General features: G+C 42.8%; 29 protein-coding genes and 1 other annotated feature. All 29 genes read left to right on the top strand.

Annotated features, from left to right (window positions below; all coding sequences use genetic code 11):
• The first annotated feature begins 92 nt into the window (after window positions 1-92).
• Window positions 93-794 carry a 50S ribosomal protein L1 gene (gene rplA, locus V6B33_RS20080; RefSeq protein ID WP_334219434.1) on the top strand — a complete coding sequence of 234 codons (702 nt, stop codon included), beginning with the start codon at window positions 93-95 and terminating at the stop codon, window positions 792-794.
• A gap of 51 nt (window positions 795-845) precedes the next feature.
• Window positions 846-990: a sequence feature (ribosomal protein L10 leader region), on the top strand.
• A 42-nt stretch (window positions 991-1,032) separates the two neighbouring features.
• A complete protein-coding gene (gene rplJ, locus V6B33_RS20075) occupies window positions 1,033-1,533 on the top strand; it encodes a 50S ribosomal protein L10 (protein WP_334219453.1) in 501 nt (166 codons plus the stop codon).
• A 59-nt stretch (window positions 1,534-1,592) separates the two neighbouring features.
• Window positions 1,593-1,952 carry a 50S ribosomal protein L7/L12 gene (rplL, locus tag V6B33_RS20070; RefSeq protein ID WP_334219433.1) on the top strand — a complete coding sequence of 120 codons (360 nt, stop codon included), beginning with the start codon at window positions 1,593-1,595 and terminating at the stop codon, window positions 1,950-1,952.
• Between the two features lie 109 nt (window positions 1,953-2,061).
• The gene (locus V6B33_RS20065; RefSeq protein ID WP_334219432.1) at window positions 2,062-2,661 is read left to right on the top strand and encodes a class I SAM-dependent methyltransferase; all 600 of its coding nucleotides are present in this window, start codon (window positions 2,062-2,064) and stop codon (window positions 2,659-2,661) included.
• 239 nt (window positions 2,662-2,900) lie between these two features.
• Window positions 2,901-6,458, top strand: a complete 3,558-nt coding sequence (rpoB, locus tag V6B33_RS20060) for a DNA-directed RNA polymerase subunit beta (protein ID WP_334219431.1) — start codon at window positions 2,901-2,903, stop codon at window positions 6,456-6,458.
• Between the two features lie 51 nt (window positions 6,459-6,509).
• Window positions 6,510-10,109, top strand: coding sequence for a DNA-directed RNA polymerase subunit beta' (gene rpoC / locus V6B33_RS20055; protein ID WP_334219430.1), 3,600 nt, complete (start codon window positions 6,510-6,512; stop codon window positions 10,107-10,109).
• A 147-nt stretch (window positions 10,110-10,256) separates the two neighbouring features.
• Window positions 10,257-10,505 (top strand): 50S ribosomal protein L7ae-like protein, encoded by a 249-nt coding sequence (locus V6B33_RS20050; RefSeq protein ID WP_334219429.1) that lies wholly within the window; start codon window positions 10,257-10,259, stop codon window positions 10,503-10,505.
• A 99-nt stretch (window positions 10,506-10,604) separates the two neighbouring features.
• A complete protein-coding gene (gene rpsL / locus V6B33_RS20045) occupies window positions 10,605-11,027 on the top strand; it encodes a 30S ribosomal protein S12 (RefSeq protein WP_032085266.1) in 423 nt (140 codons plus the stop codon).
• 44 nt (window positions 11,028-11,071) lie between these two features.
• Window positions 11,072-11,542, top strand: coding sequence for a 30S ribosomal protein S7 (rpsG, locus tag V6B33_RS20040; protein WP_064091212.1), 471 nt, complete (start codon window positions 11,072-11,074; stop codon window positions 11,540-11,542).
• A gap of 49 nt (window positions 11,543-11,591) precedes the next feature.
• The gene (gene fusA / locus V6B33_RS20035) at window positions 11,592-13,670 is read left to right on the top strand and encodes an elongation factor G (protein WP_334219428.1); all 2,079 of its coding nucleotides are present in this window, start codon (window positions 11,592-11,594) and stop codon (window positions 13,668-13,670) included.
• A gap of 130 nt (window positions 13,671-13,800) precedes the next feature.
• On the top strand, window positions 13,801-14,991 hold the full coding sequence (gene tuf / locus V6B33_RS20030) for an elongation factor Tu (RefSeq protein ID WP_334219427.1): 1,191 nt from the start codon (window positions 13,801-13,803) through the stop codon (window positions 14,989-14,991).
• A gap of 528 nt (window positions 14,992-15,519) precedes the next feature.
• Window positions 15,520-15,828 carry a 30S ribosomal protein S10 gene (rpsJ, locus tag V6B33_RS20025; protein ID WP_007085291.1) on the top strand — a complete coding sequence of 103 codons (309 nt, stop codon included), beginning with the start codon at window positions 15,520-15,522 and terminating at the stop codon, window positions 15,826-15,828.
• 35 nt (window positions 15,829-15,863) lie between these two features.
• A complete protein-coding gene (rplC, locus tag V6B33_RS20020) occupies window positions 15,864-16,496 on the top strand; it encodes a 50S ribosomal protein L3 (RefSeq protein WP_334219426.1) in 633 nt (210 codons plus the stop codon).
• A 30-nt stretch (window positions 16,497-16,526) separates the two neighbouring features.
• Window positions 16,527-17,150: a 50S ribosomal protein L4 gene (gene rplD, locus V6B33_RS20015; protein WP_334219425.1), complete on the top strand. Its 624-nt coding sequence runs from the start codon at window positions 16,527-16,529 to the stop codon at window positions 17,148-17,150.
• Window positions 17,150-17,434, top strand: coding sequence for a 50S ribosomal protein L23 (rplW, locus tag V6B33_RS20010; protein WP_334219424.1), 285 nt, complete (start codon window positions 17,150-17,152; stop codon window positions 17,432-17,434). Before rplD ends, rplW begins: the two co-directional genes overlap by 1 nt.
• A gap of 30 nt (window positions 17,435-17,464) precedes the next feature.
• Window positions 17,465-18,295: a 50S ribosomal protein L2 gene (gene rplB, locus V6B33_RS20005; RefSeq protein ID WP_334219423.1), complete on the top strand. Its 831-nt coding sequence runs from the start codon at window positions 17,465-17,467 to the stop codon at window positions 18,293-18,295.
• Between the two features lie 60 nt (window positions 18,296-18,355).
• Window positions 18,356-18,634, top strand: coding sequence for a 30S ribosomal protein S19 (gene rpsS / locus V6B33_RS20000; RefSeq protein WP_334219422.1), 279 nt, complete (start codon window positions 18,356-18,358; stop codon window positions 18,632-18,634).
• 19 nt (window positions 18,635-18,653) lie between these two features.
• A complete protein-coding gene (gene rplV / locus V6B33_RS19995; protein WP_334219421.1) occupies window positions 18,654-18,995 on the top strand; it encodes a 50S ribosomal protein L22 in 342 nt (113 codons plus the stop codon).
• 3 nt (window positions 18,996-18,998) lie between these two features.
• Window positions 18,999-19,655: a 30S ribosomal protein S3 gene (rpsC, locus tag V6B33_RS19990; RefSeq protein ID WP_172253791.1), complete on the top strand. Its 657-nt coding sequence runs from the start codon at window positions 18,999-19,001 to the stop codon at window positions 19,653-19,655.
• Between the two features lie 2 nt (window positions 19,656-19,657).
• The gene (gene rplP, locus V6B33_RS19985) at window positions 19,658-20,092 is read left to right on the top strand and encodes a 50S ribosomal protein L16 (RefSeq protein WP_032085277.1); all 435 of its coding nucleotides are present in this window, start codon (window positions 19,658-19,660) and stop codon (window positions 20,090-20,092) included.
• The gene (rpmC, locus tag V6B33_RS19980; protein WP_032085278.1) at window positions 20,082-20,285 is read left to right on the top strand and encodes a 50S ribosomal protein L29; all 204 of its coding nucleotides are present in this window, start codon (window positions 20,082-20,084) and stop codon (window positions 20,283-20,285) included. Before rplP ends, rpmC begins: the two co-directional genes overlap by 11 nt.
• A gap of 20 nt (window positions 20,286-20,305) precedes the next feature.
• Window positions 20,306-20,569, top strand: a complete 264-nt coding sequence (rpsQ, locus tag V6B33_RS19975) for a 30S ribosomal protein S17 (protein ID WP_032085279.1) — start codon at window positions 20,306-20,308, stop codon at window positions 20,567-20,569.
• Window positions 20,570-20,614: 45 nt separating this feature from the next.
• Window positions 20,615-20,983, top strand: a complete 369-nt coding sequence (gene rplN, locus V6B33_RS19970; RefSeq protein WP_032085280.1) for a 50S ribosomal protein L14 — start codon at window positions 20,615-20,617, stop codon at window positions 20,981-20,983.
• A gap of 37 nt (window positions 20,984-21,020) precedes the next feature.
• The gene (gene rplX / locus V6B33_RS19965; RefSeq protein ID WP_334219420.1) at window positions 21,021-21,332 is read left to right on the top strand and encodes a 50S ribosomal protein L24; all 312 of its coding nucleotides are present in this window, start codon (window positions 21,021-21,023) and stop codon (window positions 21,330-21,332) included.
• 26 nt (window positions 21,333-21,358) lie between these two features.
• Window positions 21,359-21,898 carry a 50S ribosomal protein L5 gene (rplE, locus tag V6B33_RS19960; protein WP_071617122.1) on the top strand — a complete coding sequence of 180 codons (540 nt, stop codon included), beginning with the start codon at window positions 21,359-21,361 and terminating at the stop codon, window positions 21,896-21,898.
• Window positions 21,899-21,922: 24 nt separating this feature from the next.
• A complete protein-coding gene (locus tag V6B33_RS19955; protein WP_010191505.1) occupies window positions 21,923-22,108 on the top strand; it encodes a type Z 30S ribosomal protein S14 in 186 nt (61 codons plus the stop codon).
• Window positions 22,109-22,138: 30 nt separating this feature from the next.
• Window positions 22,139-22,537, top strand: a complete 399-nt coding sequence (gene rpsH / locus V6B33_RS19950; protein WP_071617123.1) for a 30S ribosomal protein S8 — start codon at window positions 22,139-22,141, stop codon at window positions 22,535-22,537.
• 30 nt (window positions 22,538-22,567) lie between these two features.
• The gene (gene rplF, locus V6B33_RS19945; protein ID WP_334219419.1) at window positions 22,568-23,107 is read left to right on the top strand and encodes a 50S ribosomal protein L6; all 540 of its coding nucleotides are present in this window, start codon (window positions 22,568-22,570) and stop codon (window positions 23,105-23,107) included.
• Window positions 23,108-23,141: 34 nt separating this feature from the next.
• A complete protein-coding gene (gene rplR, locus V6B33_RS19940; RefSeq protein WP_334219418.1) occupies window positions 23,142-23,504 on the top strand; it encodes a 50S ribosomal protein L18 in 363 nt (120 codons plus the stop codon).
• Window positions 23,505-23,516 lie beyond the last annotated feature (12 nt).

Raw genomic sequence — 23,516 nt, 5'->3', positions numbered from 1 at the left:
GGTTGCGATGATGAAATGTACTGTTTCACTCTCGCAACCTTATTTCGTGGGAGGTTATTCCGCTAAAACCACATCAAGGAGGAAATTATAAAATGGCTAAAAAAGGTAAAAAGTTTCTTGAAGCTCAAAAGCTTGTAGATCGTACTGCAGCTTACTCAGTCGAAGAAGCAATCGAATTAGTAAAGAAAACAAACATCGCTAAGTTTGACGCAACTGTAGAAGTAGCGTTCCGCTTAGGTGTAGATACTCGTAAGAATGACCAGCAGATCCGCGGCGCGGTAGTACTTCCGCACGGTACTGGTAAAACTCAAAAAGTTCTTGTATTCGCTAAAGGCGATAAAGCGAAAGAAGCAGAAGCTGCTGGCGCTGACTTCGTTGGTGATGCAGACATGATCACTAAAATCCAACAAGGCTGGTTCGAGTTTGACGTAATCGTTGCAACTCCGGACATGATGGGTGAAGTTGGTAAGCTTGGCCGTGTATTAGGACCTAAAGGTTTAATGCCAAACCCTAAAACTGGAACAGTGACTTTCGATGTCGAAAAAGCTGTTAACGAAATTAAAGCAGGTAAAGTTGAATACCGTGCTGACAAAGCTGGTAACGTACACGTTCCTGTTGGAAAGATCTCTTTCGACAGCGAAAAATTAGTTGAGAACTTCACGACTATGTATGAAACGATGCTTAAAGCTAAACCTTCTGCTGCTAAAGGAACGTACATGAAGAACGTTGCTGTTACTTCAACGATGGGTCCTGGTGTTAAAGTTGATCCTTCAACTTTTGCAGTTAAGGCATAATTTGGTATTGACTTACTAAGAACTAATCACTATAATTAGTTCTGTTGTTAAAAAACGAATACATTTGTACCGTAGACAGCAGGTGCTCGTCCAGAGCTTAATTTCCTGCCGAGGTAATTGCGATAAAAAATACGCGTAGAGCGTGTTAGCGATGCCCTTATGTCTACCTTGATATAAGGGCATTTTTTATTGGATGACGGTATAAATGTTCATCAGTCAATCTACAGGAGGTGTAATGATGAGCAGCATTCTAGAACAAAAGCAACACATCGTCGGAGAAATCTCTGACAAGCTAAAGAACAGTGTATCTACAATCATTGTAGACTACCGTGGTCTTGACGTTTCTGAAGTAACCGAGCTTCGTAAACAACTTCGTGAAGCTGGCATCGACTTCAAAGTGTACAAAAACACAATGACTCGTCGTGCTGCAGCAGAAGCTGGTCTTGAAGGGTTAAACGAATTCTTAACTGGTCCAAACGCAATCGCGTTCAGTTCAGAAGAAGTCGTAGCTCCTGCCAAGATCCTTAATAACTTCGCTAAAGATCACGAAGCACTTGAAATCAAAGCCGGTGTTATCGAAGGAACAATCACATCTGTTGAAGATGTTAAAGCTATCGCTGAACTTCCAAGCCGCGAAGGACTTCTTTCTATGCTACTCAGCGTGCTTCAAGCTCCAATGCGCAACTTCGCATTGGCTACAAAAGCCGTTGCAGACCAAAAAGAAGAACAAGGCGCGTAAGTTAAACAGAGTCGCTTGAATAATAATTATGAACCAACATACTAAGGAGGAAATTTAAAATGAGTAAAGAGCAAATCATTGACGCGATTAAAGAAATGTCAGTTCTTGAATTAAACGATCTAGTAAAAGCAATCGAAGAAGAATTCGGAGTAACTGCTGCAGCACCTGTAGCTGTTGCTGGTGGCGGAGCAGAAGCTGCTGCTGAAAAAACTGAATTCGACGTTATCCTTGAGAGCGCTGGTTCTCAAAAGATCAAAGTTATCAAAGTTGTTCGTGAAATCACAGGTCTTGGACTTAAAGAAGCGAAAGAACTTGTTGACAACACTCCAAAAGCTCTTAAAGAAGGCATTTCTAAAGAAGATGCTGAAGAGCTTAAAGCTAAACTTGAAGAAGTTGGCGCTGGCGTAGAAGTTAAGTAATAATCGCATAGAAGAAAAGCTCGCTTTATAAGCGGGCTTTTTTCTTCTTTTGGTTAATCACTTTAATGCATTCCTGAATATAAGGACATGAAATGATGGAGGTGTAATAATGACCAATCACTACTATTCCAATAAACCAGAGGCAGAGAGTAATCCTCAAACGATTCAATTTGAACTGCGTGGACATTCCATCCGCTTCAAAACGGATCAGGGAGTATTTTCGAAGAGGGAAGTGGACTTCGGTTCCAGAACACTTATCGAAACATTCGAGCTGCCTGAAACAGAAGGTGCTTTGCTGGATGTCGGATGCGGCTACGGGCCGATCGGCTTAGCTTTGGCGAAAGAGTTCGGAGACCGTGTGGTTCATATGGTCGATGTAAACGAAAGAGCTCTCTCTTTGGCGATTGAAAACGCGAACACGAATGGTGTGCAAAATGTCAGCATCTATCAAAGTGACCGTTATGAAAATGTGGAAGAGACAGGCTTTGCAGCAATCCTTACAAACCCTCCGATCAGGGCAGGGAAAGAAACAGTTCATTCGATTCTGTCCGAGAGTTGCGGCTTCCTGGCGGAAAAAGGTGAATTATGGGTCGTTATTCAGAAGAAGCAAGGCGCTCCATCTGCCATGGACAAAATGGAAGAACTGTTTTCAAATGTAGAGGTTGTCGCAAAAAAGAAAGGCTATTACATTTTGAAATCGGTAAAATAAATCCGTTGACGTAGCTTTAGCGCTATGATAACATTATAAAATGCAAAAATATTATTTTCCGGTATTGTGTCCATATGTATACATAATGGATAAATTGGAAAAGATTATAAAATAATAGTTCGTCATATGAAAATGAGGTTTTATCATTAAAACCCTTTTTCTTTTTGTCTTGTGTAGAGTGCATATCTACTATAGACATATAGACACAACCAAAACGCTTGATTTGAGGGGTGAATCAGTTGACAGGTCAACTAGTTCAGTATGGACGACACCGCCAACGCAGAAGTTTTGCGCGTATCAGTGAAGTTTTAGAATTGCCGAATCTAATCGAAATTCAAACTTCCTCGTATCAATGGTTTCTTGATGAGGGGTTAAGAGAAATGTTCCGTGACATTTCTCCGATTGAGGACTTCACTGGTAATCTCTCTTTAGAATTTATTGATTATAGTCTGGGAGAGCCAAAGTACTCGGTGGAAGAATCAAAGGAAAGAGATGTAACTTACTCTGCGCCGCTTAGGGTGAAAGTCCGTCTTGTGAATAAGGAAACTGGAGAAGTGAAAGATCAAGACGTATTTATGGGTGATTTCCCATTGATGACGGATACAGGTACGTTTGTCATTAATGGAGCTGAGCGTGTAATCGTATCTCAGCTTGTACGTTCACCTAGTGTTTACTTTAGCGGAAAAGTAGATAAGAACGGAAAGAAAGGGTTTACTGCTACCGTTATACCAAACCGCGGAGCTTGGCTTGAGTATGAAACAGATGCAAAAGATGTTGTATATGTGCGAATTGATCGAACTCGCAAACTGCCGGTAACGGTTCTTTTACGTGCCCTTGGGTTTGGCTCTGATCAAGAAATCATCGATTTAGTCGGTGATAATGAGTACATTCGTAACACGCTCGAGAAAGACAACACGGAAGGTATCGACAAAGCATTGCTCGAAATCTATGAGCGTCTGCGTCCAGGAGAACCTCCTACAGTAGAAAATGCTAAAAGTTTACTCGTTTCACGTTTCTTTGATCCAAAGCGTTATGACTTGGCAAACGTTGGACGTTATAAGATGAACAAAAAGCTTCACATTAAGAACCGTTTATTTGGTCAGACTCTAGCGGAAACTCTAGCAGATCCGGAAACGGGTGAGATTCTGGCAGAAAAAGGAACGGTTCTGGACCGTCGTGCTCTTGATAAAGTCATTCCATATTTAGAAGAAGGAATAGGCTTCAAGACATATCAGCAGTCCGGTGGAGTATTGGAAGAGGATGTCCTCCTCCAATCTATTAAAATTTACTCTCCAAACGAAGAGGGAGAACAAGAGATTAATGTAATCAGCAACGCGTATGTAGATGAAGAAGTCAAATACATCACACCTGCCGATATCATTTCTTCTATCTCTTACTTCTTCAACTTACTGCATGGAGTAGGATTCACAGATGATATTGACCATTTAGGTAACCGTCGTTTACGTTCGGTTGGCGAATTGTTACAGAACCAATTCCGTATCGGTCTTTCCCGTATGGAGCGTGTGGTCCGTGAAAGAATGTCCATCCAGGACACAAACACGATCACTCCGCAGCAATTGATCAACATTCGTCCGGTCATTGCTTCAATCAAAGAGTTCTTTGGAAGCTCCCAGTTATCTCAATTCATGGATCAAACGAATCCTTTAGCGGAATTGACGCATAAACGCCGTCTTTCTGCATTGGGGCCTGGTGGTCTGACTCGTGAGCGTGCCGGCTTTGAAGTGCGTGACGTTCACTATTCCCACTATGGACGTATGTGTCCGATTGAAACACCTGAGGGGCCGAACATCGGACTGATCAACTCACTTTCTTCCTTTGCGAAGGTGAATAAATTCGGATTTATCGAAACACCTTATCGTCGTGTCGATCCCGATACAGGCAAAGTAACCGACCGTATCGATTATTTGACAGCCGACGAAGAAGACAACTATGTAGTGGCTCAGGCGAATGCCCGTCTTGGTGATGATGGTTCATTCCTTGATGAAGAAGTAATCGCCCGTTTCCGTGGTGAAAACACGGTAATCAAGCGAGAGCGCCTAGACTACATGGATGTATCACCGAAACAAGTAGTATCAGCCGCGACGGCTTGTATTCCTTTCTTGGAGAACGATGACTCCAACCGTGCTCTGATGGGAGCGAACATGCAGCGTCAGGCAGTACCTCTTATGAATCCAGAGTCTCCGATTGTAGGAACTGGTATGGAACACGTATCAGCGAAAGACTCCGGGGCTGCAGTCATCTGTAAGCATGATGGTATTGTCGAAAAGGTTGAGGCGAAACAAGTCTGGGTTCGCCGTGTGAAAGAAATCGATGGTCAGGAAGTAAAGGGTGACCTCGATAAGTACCGAATGCAAAAATTCATCCGTTCCAATCAGGGAACTTGCTACAACCAGCGTCCGATCGTAAGTGAAGACGACCGTGTCGTAACAGGGGAAATTCTCGCTGATGGTCCTTCCATGGAGAAAGGCGAATTAGCCTTGGGGCGTAATGTCATGGTTGGTTTCATGACTTGGGATGGTTACAACTATGAAGATGCGATCATCATGAGTGAGCGTCTTGTGAAAGACGACGTATATACTTCCATTCATATTGAAGAATATGAGTCTGAGTCCCGTGATACAAAGCTTGGGCCGGAAGAAATCACTCGTGATATCCCGAATGTCGGTGAGGATGCACTGCGCAACCTTGACGAACGCGGGATTATCCGTATCGGTGCAGAAGTGAAAGACGGCGACTTGCTTGTAGGTAAAGTAACGCCTAAAGGTGTAACAGAGTTAACTGCTGAAGAACGTTTATTACATGCGATCTTCGGTGAGAAGGCCCGTGAAGTAAGGGATACATCCCTTCGTGTACCTCACGGCGGCGGAGGAATCATCCTCGATGTGAAGGTCTTCAACCGTGAAGACGGCGACGAATTACCGCCTGGTGTCAATCAGCTGGTCCGAGTCTACATCGTTCAGAAACGTAAGATTTCTGAAGGTGACAAAATGGCCGGCCGACATGGTAACAAGGGTGTTATCTCGAAGATCTTACCAGAAGAAGACATGCCGTATTTACCGGACGGAACACCAATCGATATCATGCTTAACCCATTAGGGGTACCATCTCGTATGAACATCGGTCAGGTGCTGGAGCTTCACTTGGGTATGGCGGCAAGATATCTGGGCATCCATGTTGCTTCACCGGTATTCGATGGTGCACGTGAAGAAGATGTCTGGTCTACAATCGAAGAAGCAGGCATGGCACGCGATGCCAAAACTGTTCTTTACGATGGCAGAACAGGCGAACCGTTCGACAACCGTGTATCTGTTGGTATCATGTACATGATCAAACTTGCCCACATGGTTGACGATAAACTTCACGCCCGTTCTACTGGTCCTTATTCACTTGTTACGCAGCAGCCGCTCGGTGGTAAAGCACAATTCGGCGGTCAGCGTTTCGGTGAGATGGAGGTATGGGCACTTGAAGCATACGGTGCCGCATATACACTGCAAGAAATCCTTACAGTCAAATCCGATGATGTTGTCGGCCGTGTGAAAACATACGAAGCGATCGTCAAAGGCGAAAACGTACCTGAGCCTGGGGTTCCAGAATCATTCAAGGTTCTGATCAAAGAGCTTCAAAGTTTAGGTATGGATGTAAAGATCCTCTCAGGCAACGAAGAAGAAATCGAAATGCGTGACTTAGAGGATGAAGAAGAAGTACAACAAGCTGACACGCTAAATATCTCTGAGTCTAATGAGCAAGAATCCGAGACAGTTGGGTCAAAAGAATAAATTTAGAGCAATAAGGGTTAGAGCCTGTAGATTAAAAGGGAGGTAGGCCCCTTGCTAGATGTAAATAACTTTGAATATATGAAAATTGGTTTAGCTTCCCCCGATAAGATCCGTTCGTGGTCTTTCGGGGAAGTCAAAAAACCTGAAACCATTAACTATCGTACATTAAAGCCAGAAAAAGATGGATTGTTCTGCGAACGTATTTTTGGTCCTACAAAGGACTGGGAATGTCACTGTGGTAAATACAAGCGTGTACGCTATAAAGGCGTAGTTTGTGACCGTTGTGGAGTAGAAGTGACGAAGGCGAAGGTTCGACGTGAACGTATGGGTCACATTGAACTCGCCGCCCCTGTATCTCACATCTGGTACTTCAAAGGAATTCCAAGCCGTATGGGATTAGTCTTGGACATGTCCCCGCGTGCATTGGAAGAAGTCATCTACTTCGCTTCCTATGTCGTAACTGAACCTGGTGACACGGCTCTTGAAAGAAAGCAGCTTCTTTCCGAGAAAGAGTACCGTGCTTATCGTGAGAAATACGGAGTGAAATTCCAAGCTGCAATGGGTGCTGAAGCGATCAAAAAGCTTCTGCAGGATATTGACCTTGATAAAGAAGCAGATTTCTTAAAAGAAGAACTGAAAACAGCTCAAGGCCAGCGCCGTACCCGTGCAATAAAGCGTCTTGAGGTAGTGGAATCTTTCAGAAACTCAGGAAATGATCCTGATTGGATGATCCTTGATGTACTGCCGGTCATTCCTCCTGAGCTTCGTCCAATGGTTCAATTGGATGGCGGACGTTTTGCAACATCCGACCTGAACGATTTATATCGCCGGGTCATCAACCGTAACAACCGTTTAAAACGATTATTGGATCTTGGAGCACCAAGCATCATCGTTCAGAATGAGAAGCGTATGCTTCAGGAAGCAGTCGATGCTTTAATTGACAATGGCCGCCGCGGACGTCCGGTAACCGGACCAGGTAACCGTCCATTGAAATCCCTTTCTCACATGCTTAAAGGGAAGCAAGGCCGTTTCCGTCAAAACCTTCTTGGTAAACGTGTTGACTATTCCGGTCGTTCTGTAATCGTTGTTGGACCTAATCTTAAGATGTATCAATGTGGTCTTCCGAAAGAAATGGCACTTGAATTATTCAAGCCGTTTGTGATGAAAGAACTTGTTGAAAAAGGATTGGCTCACAACATCAAGAGTGCAAAGCGCAAAATAGAACGCGTACAGCCGGAAGTATGGGATGTATTGGAAGAGGTAATTAAAGAACACCCTGTTCTTTTAAACCGTGCACCTACTCTTCACAGACTTGGAATTCAAGCATTTGAACCAACTCTTGTAGAAGGTAGAGCAATCCGTCTTCACCCGCTCGTATGTACAGCATACAACGCGGACTTTGACGGTGACCAAATGGCGGTTCACGTACCATTATCTTCTGAGGCACAAGCTGAAGCGCGCATGCTGATGCTGGCTGCCCAAAACATCTTGAATCCTAAAGATGGTAAACCAGTCGTTACACCATCACAGGATATGGTACTGGGTAACTATTACCTTACACTTGAACGTGAGGATGCTGTCGGGGAAGGCATGGTCTTCTCAGACGCAAACGAAGTACTGCTTGCTTACCAAAATGGTTATGTACACTTGCATACCCGCATCGGAATCCATGCAGGAACACTTCATAACAAAACGTTCACTGAGAAACAGAATAAACAAATGTTATTGACTACGGTTGGTAAAGTGATCTTTAACGAGATTTTACCGGATTCATTCCCATTCATTAATGAACCGACAAAGACGAACTTGGAAGAAGTAACGCCAGAAAAGTACTTTGTTGATCCGGGAACTGATATCAAAGAAGAAGTGAAAAGCCGTGAGTTGATCAACCCGTTCAAAAAAGGTTTCTTAGGAAACATCATCGCTGAAATATTCAAGAAGTTTGCGATAACGGAAACGTCAAGAATGCTCGATAAAATGAAAGACTTAGGATTCAAATATTCTTCCAAAGCCGGTATTACAGTCGGTATCGCAGATATCGTAGTATTGGCTGAAAAAGAACAGATCCTGGTCGAAGCACAAAGTAAAGTGGATAACGTATTGAAGCAATTCAAACGCGGTCTGATTACGGAAGATGAGAGATATGATCGTGTCATCTCCATCTGGAGTGCTGCTAAAGATACAATTCAAGGTAAATTAATGGCGACTCTTGATAAGCGCAACCCGATCTTCATGATGAGTGACTCAGGTGCCCGTGGTAATGCATCCAACTTCACTCAGCTTGCTGGTATGCGTGGTCTGATGGCCAATCCGGCCGGTCGAATCATTGAATTGCCGATCAAATCAAGTTTCCGTGAAGGTCTGACGGTTCTTGAATACTTCATCTCTACACACGGTGCCCGTAAAGGTCTTGCCGATACAGCACTGAAAACAGCTGACTCAGGTTACCTGACTCGCCGTCTTGTTGATGTGGCCCAGGATGTTATCGTACGTGAAGAAGACTGTGGAACTGACAGAGGTTTGTTGGTAGGTTCCATTAAAGAGGGGACAGAAATCATCGAACCTCTTGAAGAACGTCTGCTTGGACGTTATTCACGTAAAACATTGCGCCACCCTGAAACGGATGAGATCCTTGTCGATGAAAATCAGCTGATTAATGAAGACTTGGCGAAAGCCATTGTAGATGCGGGTGTCGAACATGTTTCAATCCGTTCAGCATTCACATGTAACACACGCCACGGTGTGTGTGAAAAATGTTATGGTACAAACTTAGCTACTGGTCAGAAGGTAGAGGTAGGAGAAGCAGTCGGTATCATCGCTGCACAATCAATCGGGGAACCTGGCACACAGTTAACGATGCGTACGTTCCATACCGGCGGGGTTGCAGGAGACGATATCACCCAAGGTTTACCGCGTATCCAGGAAATTTTCGAAGCGCGTAATCCGAAAGGTCAGGCTGTCATATCTGAAATTGATGGTATCATTACTTCGATCGGCGAAGGAAAAGACCGTCAATACGAAATCACTGTTCAAGGTGACGTGGAATCAAGAAGTTACACAGCACCTTATACAGCACGCCTTAAGTTTGCTGTCAACGATAAAGTTGATCGCGGACAGGAGCTTACGGAAGGTTCGATCGATCCGAAAGAACTTCTTAAAGTACGTGACGTATCAGCCGTTCAAGAATACTTGCTGCGCGAAGTACAAAAAGTATATCGTATGCAAGGGGTTGAAATCGGAGATAAGCACGTTGAAGTCATGGTCCGTCAAATGCTTCGCAAAGTTCGCGTGATCGATGCGGGTGAAACTGAGGTACTTCCGGGTACTCTTATGGATATTCACCAGTTCAGAGATGCGAATGAGAAAGCATTGCTTGATGGAAGCATTCCGGCAACAGGAAGACCTGTACTGCTTGGTATCACGAAAGCTTCCCTTGAGACGGATTCCTTCTTATCTGCAGCTTCATTCCAGGAAACAACACGTGTGTTAACGGATGCTGCGATTAAAGGAAAACGTGATGAACTCCTAGGATTGAAGGAAAATGTCATCATCGGTAAACTGGTACCGGCTGGTACAGGTATGCAGCGCTACCGCAAAGCAGAACCTGTTTTAGCTGAAGAAACCAGCGAAGCGACTGTTACAGTAGAGTAATCTAATATGGCTAACTCTTAGAGAGAAATCACATTCTAAGAGTTAGCTTTTATAAATCTTTTAATTCTGTGTTGACACAGCAATTTTAAGATGATAATATATTCAAGGTTGCTCCTATTAATAACCTGCTACTTTGGAGGATATCAAATGTCTTATGAAAAAGTATCACAGGCGAAAGAAATTATTGTAGGGACAAAGCAAGCAGTGAAAGCTCTGAAGAATGGTCATGTACTGGAAGTTGTTATCGCGGAAGATGCTGATCCCAAGGTAATAGCTAAAGTAGTGCAGACAGCTAAAGATCTGGACGTGACGGTTCACAAAGTGGATTCAATGAAGAAGCTTGGTAAATCGTGCGGAATAGATGTTGGGGCGGCAGCTGTTGCGATTATACAGTAAAATAGTTTTTGTAGACTATATCTGCAAAAACTTTACTTTTACCCAAAAATGAACCACCTGGATGTGTGGGCTTAACAAGTTAGAAGGGAGGAAAACAAAATGCCAACTATTAACCAATTAGTTCGCAAGCCTCGTCAGTCAAAATCTACAAAGTCTAAGTCACCAGCACTTAACAAAGGTTATAACAGCTTTAAGAAAGTGCACACGAACTTGTCTTCTCCACAAAAACGTGGTGTATGTACTCGTGTAGGTACAATGACTCCAAAGAAACCGAACTCGGCTTTACGTAAATATGCACGTGTTCGTTTGACAAATGGAATCGAGGTTACTGCTTACATTCCTGGTATCGGTCACAACCTTCAAGAGCACAGTGTCGTGCTTATCCGTGGAGGACGTGTAAAGGATTTACCGGGGGTGCGTTATCATATCGTACGTGGTGCGCTTGATACAGCTGGAGTTGAAGGCCGTATGCAAGGACGTTCTAAATACGGAACGAAGCGCCCTAAAGCAGCTAAAAAATAATAAATCAATAATAGATTCATTTCTCATTGAAAGGAGGAAATCACATGCCACGTAAAGGTCCTGTAGCAAAAAGAGACGTTTTACCTGATCCAATGTACAATTCTAAATTAGTTACCCGCTTAATCAACAAAATCATGATTGACGGTAAAAGAGGTAAAGCTCAAAAGAAATTATACGCAGCGTTTGATCTCATCAGCGAGCGTTCTGGGAAAGATGCAATGGAAGTATTCGATGCAGCTTTAAAGAATATCATGCCGGTATTGGAAGTTAAAGCCCGTCGTGTTGGTGGTTCAAACTACCAAGTACCTGTTGAGGTTCGCCCTGAGCGTCGTACGACTTTAGGTCTTCGTTGGTTAGTAAACTACTCTCGTCTTCGCGGTGAGAAGACTATGGAAGAGCGTTTAGCTAACGAAATCCTAGATGCAGCTAATAACACTGGTGCTTCTGTCAAGAAGCGTGAAGATACACACAAGATGGCTGAAGCGAACAAAGCGTTTGCTCACTATCGCTGGTAATCTTTAATTTCAAACAAATCACACTCATATAAGGAAGGAGAAAGACCACATGCCAAGAGAGTTCTCCTTAGAAAACACTCGTAATATCGGTATCATGGCACACATCGATGCCGGTAAAACAACTGCAACTGAGCGTATCCTATTTTACACCGGTCGTATCCATAAAATCGGAGAAACTCACGAAGGTGCTTCTCAAATGGACTGGATGGAGCAGGAGCAAGAGCGTGGTATCACGATCACATCTGCTGCGACAACAGCTCAATGGAAAGGCCATCGTATCAACATCATCGATACACCTGGACACGTAGACTTCACTGTTGAAGTTGAACGTTCTCTGCGTGTACTTGATGGTGCAGTAGCAGTCCTTGATGCTCAATCAGGTGTTGAGCCTCAAACTGAAACGGTTTGGCGCCAAGCAACTACTTACGGGGTTCCCCGTGTAGTGTTCGTTAACAAAATGGACAAAATCGGTGCTGACTTCCTTTACTCTGTAGGTACTCTTCATGAGCGTTTACAAGCGAATGCGCATCCTATCCAGCTTCCTATCGGTGCTGAGGATGACTTCGAAGGAATCATCGACTTAGTGGAAATGAAAGCATATTTCTACGAAGATGACCTTGGAACACGCGCTGAAGCACGTGAAATCCCTGATGAGTACAAAGAACAATCTGAAGAATACCGCGGCAAGTTAATTGAAGCAGTTTCTGAACTTGATGAAGAGTTAATGATGAAATACCTGGAAGGTGAAGAGCTTACAAATGATGAGCTTAAAGCAGCTATCCGTACAGCAACTCTAACTGTTGAGTTCTATCCGGTAGTATGTGGATCTGCCTTCAAAAACAAAGGGGTTCAATTATTAATTGACTCAGTAATTGATTATCTTCCAGCACCAACTGATGTTGAAGATATCAAAGGCTTTGTTCCTGAAACAGAAGAAGAAGTGACTCGTCCATCTTCAGACGAAGCTCCATTCTCTGCGTTGGCTTTCAAAGTTGCAACTGACCCTTATGTTGGTAAATTAACATTCTTCCGTGTGTACTCTGGTGTCTTAGACTCAGGTTCATACGTAAGAAACTCTTCTAAAGGCAAGCGTGAGCGCGTAGGACGTATCCTGCAAATGCACGCGAACTCCCGTGAAGAGATCTCAAGCGTTTATGCTGGGGATATCGCAGCTGCAGTTGGACTTAAAGATACAAGTACTGGTGATACACTATGTGATGAAAAGAATCTTGTTATTCTTGAATCAATGGTATTCCCTGAGCCTGTTATCTCTTTATCGGTTGAGCCTAAATCAAAAGCTGACCAAGATAAAATGACGACTGCGCTACAAAAACTGCAAGAGGAAGATCCTACATTCCGTGCGCATACTGACCAGGAAACTGGACAGGTTATCATCGCGGGTATGGGTGAGCTTCACTTAGATATCATCGTTGATCGTATGAAGCGTGAATTCAAAGTTGAAGCAAACGTTGGTGCTCCTCAAGTATCTTACCGTGAAACATTCCGTGATACGGCTAAAGTTGAAGGTAAGTTTGCACGTCAATCTGGTGGACGTGGACAATTCGGACACGTTTGGATCGAATTCGCGCCTAACGAAGAAGGTAAAGGATTCGAATTCGAGAATGGTATCGTCGGTGGTGTAGTTCCTCGTGAATACATCCCTGCAGTACAAGCTGGTCTTCAAGATGCACTTGAAAATGGTGTACTTGCCGGCTTCCCGCTGGTTGATGTTAAAGCAAGATTATTCGATGGTTCATACCATGATGTTGACTCCTCTGAAATGGCGTTTAAGATCGCTGCTTCAATGGCACTTAAGAATGCCGCTTCTAAATGTAAGCCGGTAATCCTTGAGCCAATGATGAAGGTAGAGGTTGTTATCCCTGAGGAATACCTTGGAGATATCATGGGTGACGTTACTTCTCGTCGTGGACGTGTAGAAGGTATGGAAGCCCGCGGTAACGCACAAGTCGTTAAAGCGTTCGTACCTCTATCAGAAATGTTTGGATATGCAACGTCTCTTCGTTCTAACACACAAGGACGCGGAACATACTCCATGCACTTCGATCACTACGAAGAAGTACCTAAGTCGATTTCAGAAGAAATCATCAAAAAAAATAAAGGTGAATAATTGATTTATTCCCTTCATTAAAGTATAAATACTATTGTAAGCTTTAAATTTCTCAGGGGTGGAGAAATCCACTTCTGAAAATGACCTAACAATATACTTATTTCTTTTAAAATTAAAGGAGGATTTTCAAATGGGTAAGGAAAAATTTGATCGTTCCAAGCAACATGCGAATATCGGTACAATCGGTCACGTTGACCATGGTAAAACAACTTTAACTGCTGCAATCACAACTACTCTTCACAAGAAGTATGGTCGTGGAACTGCAATGGCTTATGACCAAATCGATGGTGCACCAGAAGAAAGAGAACGTGGAATCACAATCTCTACTGCACACGTTGAGTACGAAACTGACACTCGTCACTATGCACACGTTGACTGCCCAGGACATGCTGACTATGTTAAAAACATGATCACTGGTGCTGCACAAATGGACGGCGGTATCCTAGTAGTATCTGCTGCTGATGGTCCAATGCCACAAACTCGTGAGCACATCCTTCTTTCTCGTCAAGTAGGTGTACCTTACCTAGTTGTATTCATGAACAAATGTGACATGGTAGATGACGAAGAGCTACTTGAATTAGTAGAAATGGAAGTACGTGACCTTCTTTCTGAGTACGATTTCCCTGGAGATGACGTACCAGTAATCAAAGGTTCTGCTCTTAAAGCTCTTGAGGGAGATCCTGCATGGGAAGAAAAAATCTACGAACTTATGGAAGCTGTAGACAGCTACATCCCAACTCCAGAGCGTGACACTGAAAAGCCATTCATGATGCCGGTTGAGGATGTATTCTCAATCACAGGTCGTGGAACAGTTGCTACTGGACGTGTTGAGCGTGGACAAGTTAAAGTTGGAGACACAATCGACATCATCGGTCTTTCTGAAGAGCCTAAGTCTACTACTGTTACAGGTGTAGAAATGTTCCGTAAGCTTCTTGACTATGCTGAAGCTGGAGACAACATCGGTGCTTTACTTCGTGGGGTAGCTCGTGAAGATATCCAACGTGGACAAGTACTTGCTAAGCCAGGTACAATCACACCACACACAAAGTTCAAAGCTGAAGTTTATGTTCTTTCTAAAGAAGAAGGTGGACGTCACACTCCATTCTTCACTAACTACCGCCCACAGTTCTACTTCCGTACAACTGACGTAACTGGTATCTGTAACCTTCCTGAAGGTGTAGAAATGGTTATGCCTGGCGATAACATCGAAATGACTGTTGAGCTTATCGCTCCAATCGCTATCGAAGAAGGTACTAAGTTCTCTATCCGTGAGGGTGGACGTACTGTAGGTGCTGGAGTAGTAGCTACAATCACTGAGTAATCTTTGATGATACGAAAACAGATGGACTTTATGTCCATCTGTTTTTTTGTTTGATTGGAGAGATTGATCCTTTGATGCTGCCAAGTCATATCCCTTTAAGAACGTTTCAATAACAAACCTCATTAATATACTTCTGCAATGAGTCAGTTCCAACTTTCCGAGCTAACCATTTCAAAAACAACTTTTCTCGAAAAACGTGTTTCTTCTATATAATATATCTTCAGAAATAAACCCGAGCTCTCAATATAAATGCCCAGCAAGCAATCATTATTTAATATTATGAAAACTCCTCATACACTTGAATTCCGTACACCCAATTTGTATAATAGAGAAAGTGTGCGAAACATATAGATTTTGCAAGAAACTCTTGCATCTTCTAGGTGTTTTAGTTATAATAGACAATGTTGGTCTTTGACTGCGATGAAATGGAAGGTTGCTGACACACCCGGCCGCTTTGCCATGGCGAGTGTGTGGGAAATTTCCATGGAGAATGTCTATTCAAAAATAGGCGAAAAAGGAGGGAAAATAATGGCAAAACAAAAGATTCGTATTCGTTTAAAGGCTTATGATCACAGAATTCTTGATCAATCAGCTGAGAAAATTGTTGAAACAGCAAAACGTTCTGGTGCGGCGGTTTCAGGACCGATCCCACTACCAACAGAAAAGTCTGTTTACACAATCTTACGTGCTGTGCACAAATACAAAGATTCTCGTGAGCAATTCGAGATGCGTACACACAAACGCTTAATCGACATTGTGAACCCAACACCACAAACAGTTGATGCGCTTATGCGTTTAGACTTACCATCTGGTGTAGATATCGAAATCAAACTTTAATCTTATAAAATCATAATTAACAGGAGGTGTGACTTATGACCAAAGGAATCTTAGGAAGAAAGATTGGTATGACTCAAGTTTTTGCTGAAAACGGTGATCTTATCCCTGTAACTGTAATTGAAGCTGCTCAAAACGTTGTTCTTCAAAAGAAATCATTAGATGTTGATGGATACAATGCGATCCAGGTTGGTTTCGAAGATAAACGCGAAAAGCTTTCAAACAAGCCGGAGAAAGGCCACGTTGCTAAAGCTGAAACTACTCCTAAGCGCTTCATCCGTGAAATCCGCGGTGTAAACGTAGAAGAGTACGAAGTTGGTCAAGAAGTCAAAGTTGATATTTTCGCTGCAGGCGATGTAGTAGATGTAACAGGAGTATCGAAAGGGAAGGGTTTCCAAGGTGCTATCAAGCGCCATAACCAATCTCGCGGACCTATGTCCCACGGTTCCCGTTATCACCGTCGTCCTGGTTCAATGGGTCCTGTAGATCCGAACCGTGTATTCAAAGGTAAATTATTACCTGGACGTATGGGTGGAGAACAAATTACGATTCAAAACCTTGAAATCGTAAAAGTGGATGCAGAACGCAACCTGATCTTAGTAAAAGGTAATGTACCTGGACCTAGGAAGCAACTGATCAAAGTAAAGACAGCTATCAAAGCAGCTAAATAATAGAACTTTCCAGGAAAGGAGGAAATAAGAATGCCGAAAGTAGCATTATTTAACCAAACAGGCTCTAAAGTCGGTGATATCGAACTGAACGACTCTGTATTTGGTATTGAACCAAACAAACATGTACTGTTTGAAGCAGTATTAATGCAAAGAGCTTCATTACGTCAAGGAAATCATAAAGTAAAAAATCGTTCTGAAGTGCGTGGCGGTGGACGTAAACCATGGCGTCAAAAAGGAACTGGTCGTGCTCGTCAAGGGTCAATCCGTTCTCCACAATGGCGCGGCGGCGGTGTTGTATTTGGACCGGTTCCACGCAGCTACAGCTACAAATTACCTAAGAAGGTTCGTCGCTTAGCGATCAAATCTGCGCTTTCTTCTAAAGTAGTGGAAGAAAACATCTTAGTATTAGAAGCATTATCATTTGATGCTCCAAAAACAAAAGAATTTGCTAACGTTCTTAAAGGTCTTTCTGTTAACGCTAAAACATTAGTGGTAACTGATGGTCTTGACGAAAACGTAGCACTTTCAGCTCGTAACATCCCTGGTGTAACAGTTGTTCCTGCAGAGGGAATCAGCGTTCTTGATGTATTAGGACACGACAAACTAGTGATGACTAAATCAGCTGTTGAAAAAGTAGAGGAGGTGCTTGCATAATGGATGTACGTGAAATCATTAAGCGCCCCGTAATTACAGAAGCTTCTACAGATCTTATGTCTGAGAAAAAGTACACGTTCGAAGTAGATACTAGAGCGAACAAAACTCAAGTTAAAGACGCTGTTCAAGAAATCTTTGACGTAAAAGTTGAAAAAGTAAACATCATGAACTACAAAGGTAAGTTCAAGCGTATGGGTAAACACGCTGGTTACACTAACAAGCGTCGTAAAGCAATCGTGAAACTTACTGCTGATAGTAATGAAATCGAATTCTTTGAAGTATAATTCACTTAATTAAGAAGAGGAGGGAAAAACATGGCGATTAAAAAGTACAAACCTACCTCTAATGGTCGTCGCGGCATGACTGGCTCTGATTTCGCTGAAATCACTACGGATTCTCCGGAAAAGTCACTTTTAGCACCCCTGCACAAAAAGGGTGGCCGTAACAACCAAGGTAAGTTAACAGTTCGTCATCAAGGCGGCGGTCATAAGCGTCAATACCGTATCATCGACTTCAAACGTGATAAAGATGGTATACCTGGACGCGTTGCTACGATCGAATACGATCCAAACCGCTCTGCAAATATTGCACTAATCAACTACGCTGATGGAGAAAAGCGTTACATCCTTGCACCTAAGTCAATCGAAGTAGGTATGGAAGTAATGTCTGGACCAGAAGCGGATATCAAGACAGGTAATGCGTTACCACTTATCAACATCCCTGTTGGTACAGTAGTACACAATATCGAACTTAAACCAGGTAAAGGTGGACAGCTGGTACGTTCTGCTGGAACATCCGGTCAAGTACTTGGTAAAGAAGGTAAGTATGTTCTTGTACGCCTTAACTCTGGTGAGACTCGTATGATCCTTTCTGCTTGCCGCGCTACTGTCGGTCAAGTCGGAAATGAGCAGCACGAACTTATCAATATCGGTAAAGCTGGACGTTCCCGCTGGTTAGGCAAGCGCCCAACAGTTCGTGGTTCTGTCATGAACCCTAACGATCACCCACACGGTGGTGGTGAAGGACGTGCGCCAATCGGACGTAAATCACCAATGTCTCCATGGGGTAAACCTACTCTTGGATACAAGACTCGTAAGAAGAACAACAAATCAGATAAATTTATTGTGCGTCGTCGCAAAAAATAACGGGGTTGAACTACGGTTCTCATTTAGAGCCGTAGACCAATCACGAAGGGAGGTTCAAACATGGGTCGTAGCTTAAAAAAGGGACCTTTTGTTGATGATCATTTAATGAGCAAGGTAGAAAAATTGAACGAAACCGAAGGCAAGAAAGTAGTAAAAACTTGGTCTCGTCGTTCAACGATCTTCCCAGCATTCATCGGTCACACTATCGCAGTTTACGATGGTCGTAAACATGTACCTGTATACGTCACTGAAGACATGGTAGGACACAAGCTTGGTGAATTCGCACCATCTCGTACTTACAAAGGTCATGCAAGTGATGATAAGAAAACAAGACGCTAATTGAGAGGAGGGTATCCTAATGCAAGCAAAAGCTGTTGCTAGAACAGTACGTATTGCTCCTCGTAAAGTACGTTTAGTCGTTGATCTAATCCGAGGTAAGCAAGTTGGAGAAGCAGTTGCGATTCTTAAGCACACGCCTAAGGCAGCTTCACCAGTCGTTGAAAAAGTACTTAAATCTGCTATCGCAAACGCAGAGCATAATTATGACATGGATATTAACAGCCTGATCGTTACTGAGGCTTATGTAAATGAAGGACCAACACTTAAACGTTTCCGTCCACGTGCGATGGGTCGTGCAAGTCAAATTAACAAACGTACAAGTCACATTACACTTGTAGTATCAGAAAAGAAGGAGGGATAATCCGTGGGTCAAAAAGTACATCCGGTCGGACTTCGTGTCGGTATAATTCGTGATTGGGAGTCTAAATGGTACGCAGACAAAGATTACGCTACACTTTTACACGAAGACTTAAAAGTACGTGAATATATTGCAAAACGATTAGTAGACGCTTCTGTTTCTAAAGTGGAAATCGAACGCGCTGCAAACCGTATCAACATTACTGTTCATACAGCTAAGCCTGGTATGGTTATCGGTAAAGGTGGTACTGAAGTTGAAGCTCTTCGTAAAGCTCTTAACGAACTGACTTCAAAACGTGTACACATCAACATCGTTGAAATCAAAAGAGCTGACGTTGATGCTAAATTAGTAGCAGAAAACATTGCTCGTCAATTAGAAAATCGTGTTTCATTCCGTCGTGCTCAAAAGCAAGCGATCCAACGTGCGATGCGTGCTGGTGCAAAAGGAATTAAAACACAAGTATCTGGTCGTCTAGGCGGAGCTGACATCGCTCGTGCTGAACATTACAGTGAAGGTACTGTTCCACTTCATACTCTACGCGCTGACATTGACTATGCTCATGAAGAAGCTGACACTACTTACGGTAAGCTTGGTGTTAAAGTATGGATCTACCGTGGAGAAGTTCTTCCTACAAGAAAGAAATCTGAGGAAGGAGGCAAATAATTATGTTATTACCTAAACGCGTTAAACATCGTCGCGAACACCGTGGTAAAATGCGTGGTCGTGCTAAAGGCGGTCAAGAAGTTGCGTTCGGTGAATACGGTTTACAAGCTACTGAAGCTTCTTGGATCACAAACCGTCAAATCGAATCTGCCCGTATCGCTATGACTCGTTACATGAAACGTGGCGGTAAAGTATGGATTAAAATCTTCCCTCACAAACCTTACACTGCTAAGCCTTTAGAAGTACGTATGGGTTCTGGTAAAGGGGCTCCTGAAGGTTGGGTAGCAGTAGTTAAGCCTGGAAAAATCATGTTTGAAGTAGCTGGTGTTTCTGAAGAGGTTGCTCGTGAAGCTCTTCGTCTTGCAGCACACAAACTTCCTGTGAAGTGCAAGTTTGTAAAACGAGAAGAAATTGGTGGTGAATCAAATGAAAACTAATGAGATTCGTGACCTAACCACTGCCGAAATAGAACAAAAAGTCAAAACTCTGAAAGAAGAGTTATTTAACCTTCGCTTCCAACTTGCGACTGGCCAACTTGAAAACACAGCCCGCATCCGTGAAGTCCGCAAAGGGATCGCTCGTATGAAAACTGTAATCCGTGAAAGAGAGATCGGGGTTAACAATCGATAAATGAGAGGAGGTTTGCTTAAATGAGTGACCGCAACCAACGTAAGGTTTACACTGGCCGTGTTGTTTCCGACAAAATGGATAAAACAGTAACGGTTATGGTAGAAACTTATAAAAAGCATTCTCTATACGGCAAGCGCGTAAAGTACTCTAAGAAGTTTAAAACTCATGATGAGAACAACGAAGCAAAAGTAGGCGATATCGTACGTATCATGGAAACTCGTCCACTATCTGCTACGAAACGTTTCCGTTTAGTAGAAGTTGTTGAAAAAGCAGTTATTATCTAATATATTTGCTCGGATAATTTTTTATTCCGAAGGGAGGTAACCTACATGATTCAACAAGAATCACGTTTAAAAGTTGCTGACAACTCTGGTGCTCGTGAAGTATTAACGATTAAAGTTCTTGGTGGTTCTGGACGCAAGACTGCTAACATCGGTGATGTAATCGTATGTACAGTAAAACAAGCAACACCAGGTGGCGTTGTTAAAAAAGGTGACGTAGTTAAGGCAGTTGTCGTTCGTACCAAGTCTGGTGTACGTCGTCAAGACGGTACTTACATCAAATTTGACGAGAACGCATGTGTAATCATCCGTGACGACAAAGGCCCGCGTGGAACTCGTATCTTCGGACCTGTCGCTCGTGAATTACGTGACAGCAACTTTATGAAAATTGTATCTTTAGCTCCAGAAGTTCTTTAATAGATTAGCATTGGGCCATTCAAGGAGGTGCGATGAAATGCATGTAAAAAAAGGCGATAAAGTAGTGGTCATTACTGGGAAAGACAAAGGCAAAACAGGTGTTGTTCTTGCTGCGTTCCCTAAGACAGACCGAGTGCTGGTTGAAGGAATCAACGTTGTGAAAAAACACGCTAAGCCTTCACAGATGAATCCGCAAGGCGGGATCATCAGCCAAGAAGCATCTATCCACGTATCAAACGTAATGCTATTAGATCCGAAATCTAACGAGGCAACTCGTGTAGGTTATAAAACGGAAGACGGCAAAAAAGTACGTGTAGCAAAAAAATCAGGTGAAGTTCTAGATAAATAGTTCTATAAAGAAGGGAGGTATTCTGGATGAACCGCCTAAAAGAAAAATTCCAAAGTGAAATCAGTCCAGCTCTTGTGAGCAAATTCAATTACAAATCAGTAATGGAAGTACCTAAAGTTGAAAAGATCGTTGTAAACATGGGTATCGGTGATGCTGTTCAAAACTCAAAGGCTCTTGATGTAGCAGTTGATGAATTGACACAAATCACTGGTCAAAAACCAGTTGTAACGAAAGCAAAGAAATCTATCGCTGGCTTCCGCCTTCGTGAAGGTATGCCAATCGGTGCAAAAGTTACTCTTCGCGGAGAGCGTATGTACCAATTCTTAGATAAATTAATTTCTGTTTCTCTTCCACGTGTACGTGACTTCCGCGGTGTTTCTAAGAAAGCATTCGACGGTCGCGGTAACTACACTCTTGGAGTAAAAGAGCAATTGATTTTCCCTGAGATCGACTATGATAAAGTATCTAAAGTACGTGGTATGGATATCGTTATCGTAACTACAGCTAATTCAGATGAAGAAGCTCGTGAGTTATTAACTCAAATCGGAATGCCATTCCAAAAGTAATCGCTATATAAGGGAGGCGAAAATGTGGCTAAAAAATCAATGATTGCGAAACAAAAACGCACGCCAAAGCATAATGTTCAAGCGTACACACGTTGTGAACGTTGCGGACGTCCTCATTCAGTAATCCGTAAATTCAAGCTTTGCCGTATTTGTTTCCGTGAACTTGCATACAAGGGTCAGATTCCTGGCGTTAAGAAAGCTAGTTGGTAATACCCTATTTTGGGAAGGAGGTAAATTATTATGACAATGACAGATCCAATTGCAGATTTGCTTACTCGCATCCGTAATGCGAATATGGTTCGTCACGAAAGATTGGAAGTTCCTGCTTCCAACATCAAGAAAGAAATCGCTGAAATCCTCAAACGTGAAGGTTTCGTACGTGACGTAGAATATGTTGAAGATAACAAACAAGGTGTTATCCGCATTTTCTTGAAATATGGAGCAAACAACGAGCGCGTAATCACTGGATTAAAGCGTATCTCTAAACCTGGTTTACGTGTATATGCAAAATCTACTGAAGTACCTAGAGTATTAAACGGATTAGGTATCGCACTTGTTTCCACTTCTCAAGGTGTTTTAACTGATAAAGAAGCTCGTGCACAACAAGTGGGCGGAGAAGTATTAGCTTACGTTTGGTAATAGTTTTTAAATGAATGGAGGTGCAACAGGATGTCACGTGTAGGAAAACAGCCTATCGAAATGCCATCTGACGTTACTCTTACAGTGGGTGAAGATAACCTGGTAACTGTAAAAGGATCTAAAGGTGAACTTTCTCGTACATTCAGTTCTGAAATTAAAATAGAATTAGAAGGTAACACAGTAACAGTTACTCGTCCTTCTGATGCAAAAGAACACCGCGCGTTACACGGTACAACTCGTGCTTTGATCGCGAACATGGTTGAAGGTGTATCTAAAGGATTCGAAAGAAATCTTGAGCTTGTCGGTGTAGGTTACCGTGCTCAAAAACAAGGTGCTAAGCTTGTGCTTAACGTTGGGTACTCTCACCCAGTTGAAATCGAAGCTGAAAAAGGCATCGAGATCGAAGTGCCATCAAACACTAAGATTTCAATCAAAGGCATCGATAAAGAACGTGTTGGTGCATTAGCTGCTAACATTCGTGCAGTACGCTCTCCTGAGCCTTACAAAGGAAAAGGTATTCGCTACGAAGGTGAATATGTTCGTCGTAAAGAAGGTAAAACAGGTAAATAATGCCGCGTAGGCAATAAGAAAGGAGTGACCGTAGGTGATTACTAAGCCAGATAAGAACAAAACACGTAAGAAAAGACATACCCGTGTACGTTCTAAAATTACTGGAACTGAAACTCGTCCTCGTCTGAACGTTTTCCGTTCTAACAAAAACATCTATGCTCAAATTATCGATGATATGAACGGTGTTACTCTTGCAAGTGCATCTTCCAAAGATAAAGATTTCGGATTAGAATCCACTAACACTGTTGAAGCAGCAGCGAAAGTTGGAGAACTAGTTGCGAAACGTGCAGCAGATAAAGGTTTAAAATCTGTAGTATTTGACCGTGGTGGATACTTATACCATGGCCGTATTAAAGCTTTAGCTGAATCAGCTCGTGAAAACGGCTTAGAATTTTAATAAAAAGGAGGG

Source organism: Mangrovibacillus sp. Mu-81 (assembly GCF_036867415.1).
GTDB lineage: Bacteria > Bacillota > Bacilli > Bacillales > Bacillaceae_B > Rossellomorea.
This window is presented reverse-complemented; position numbering and strand designations above follow the sequence as displayed.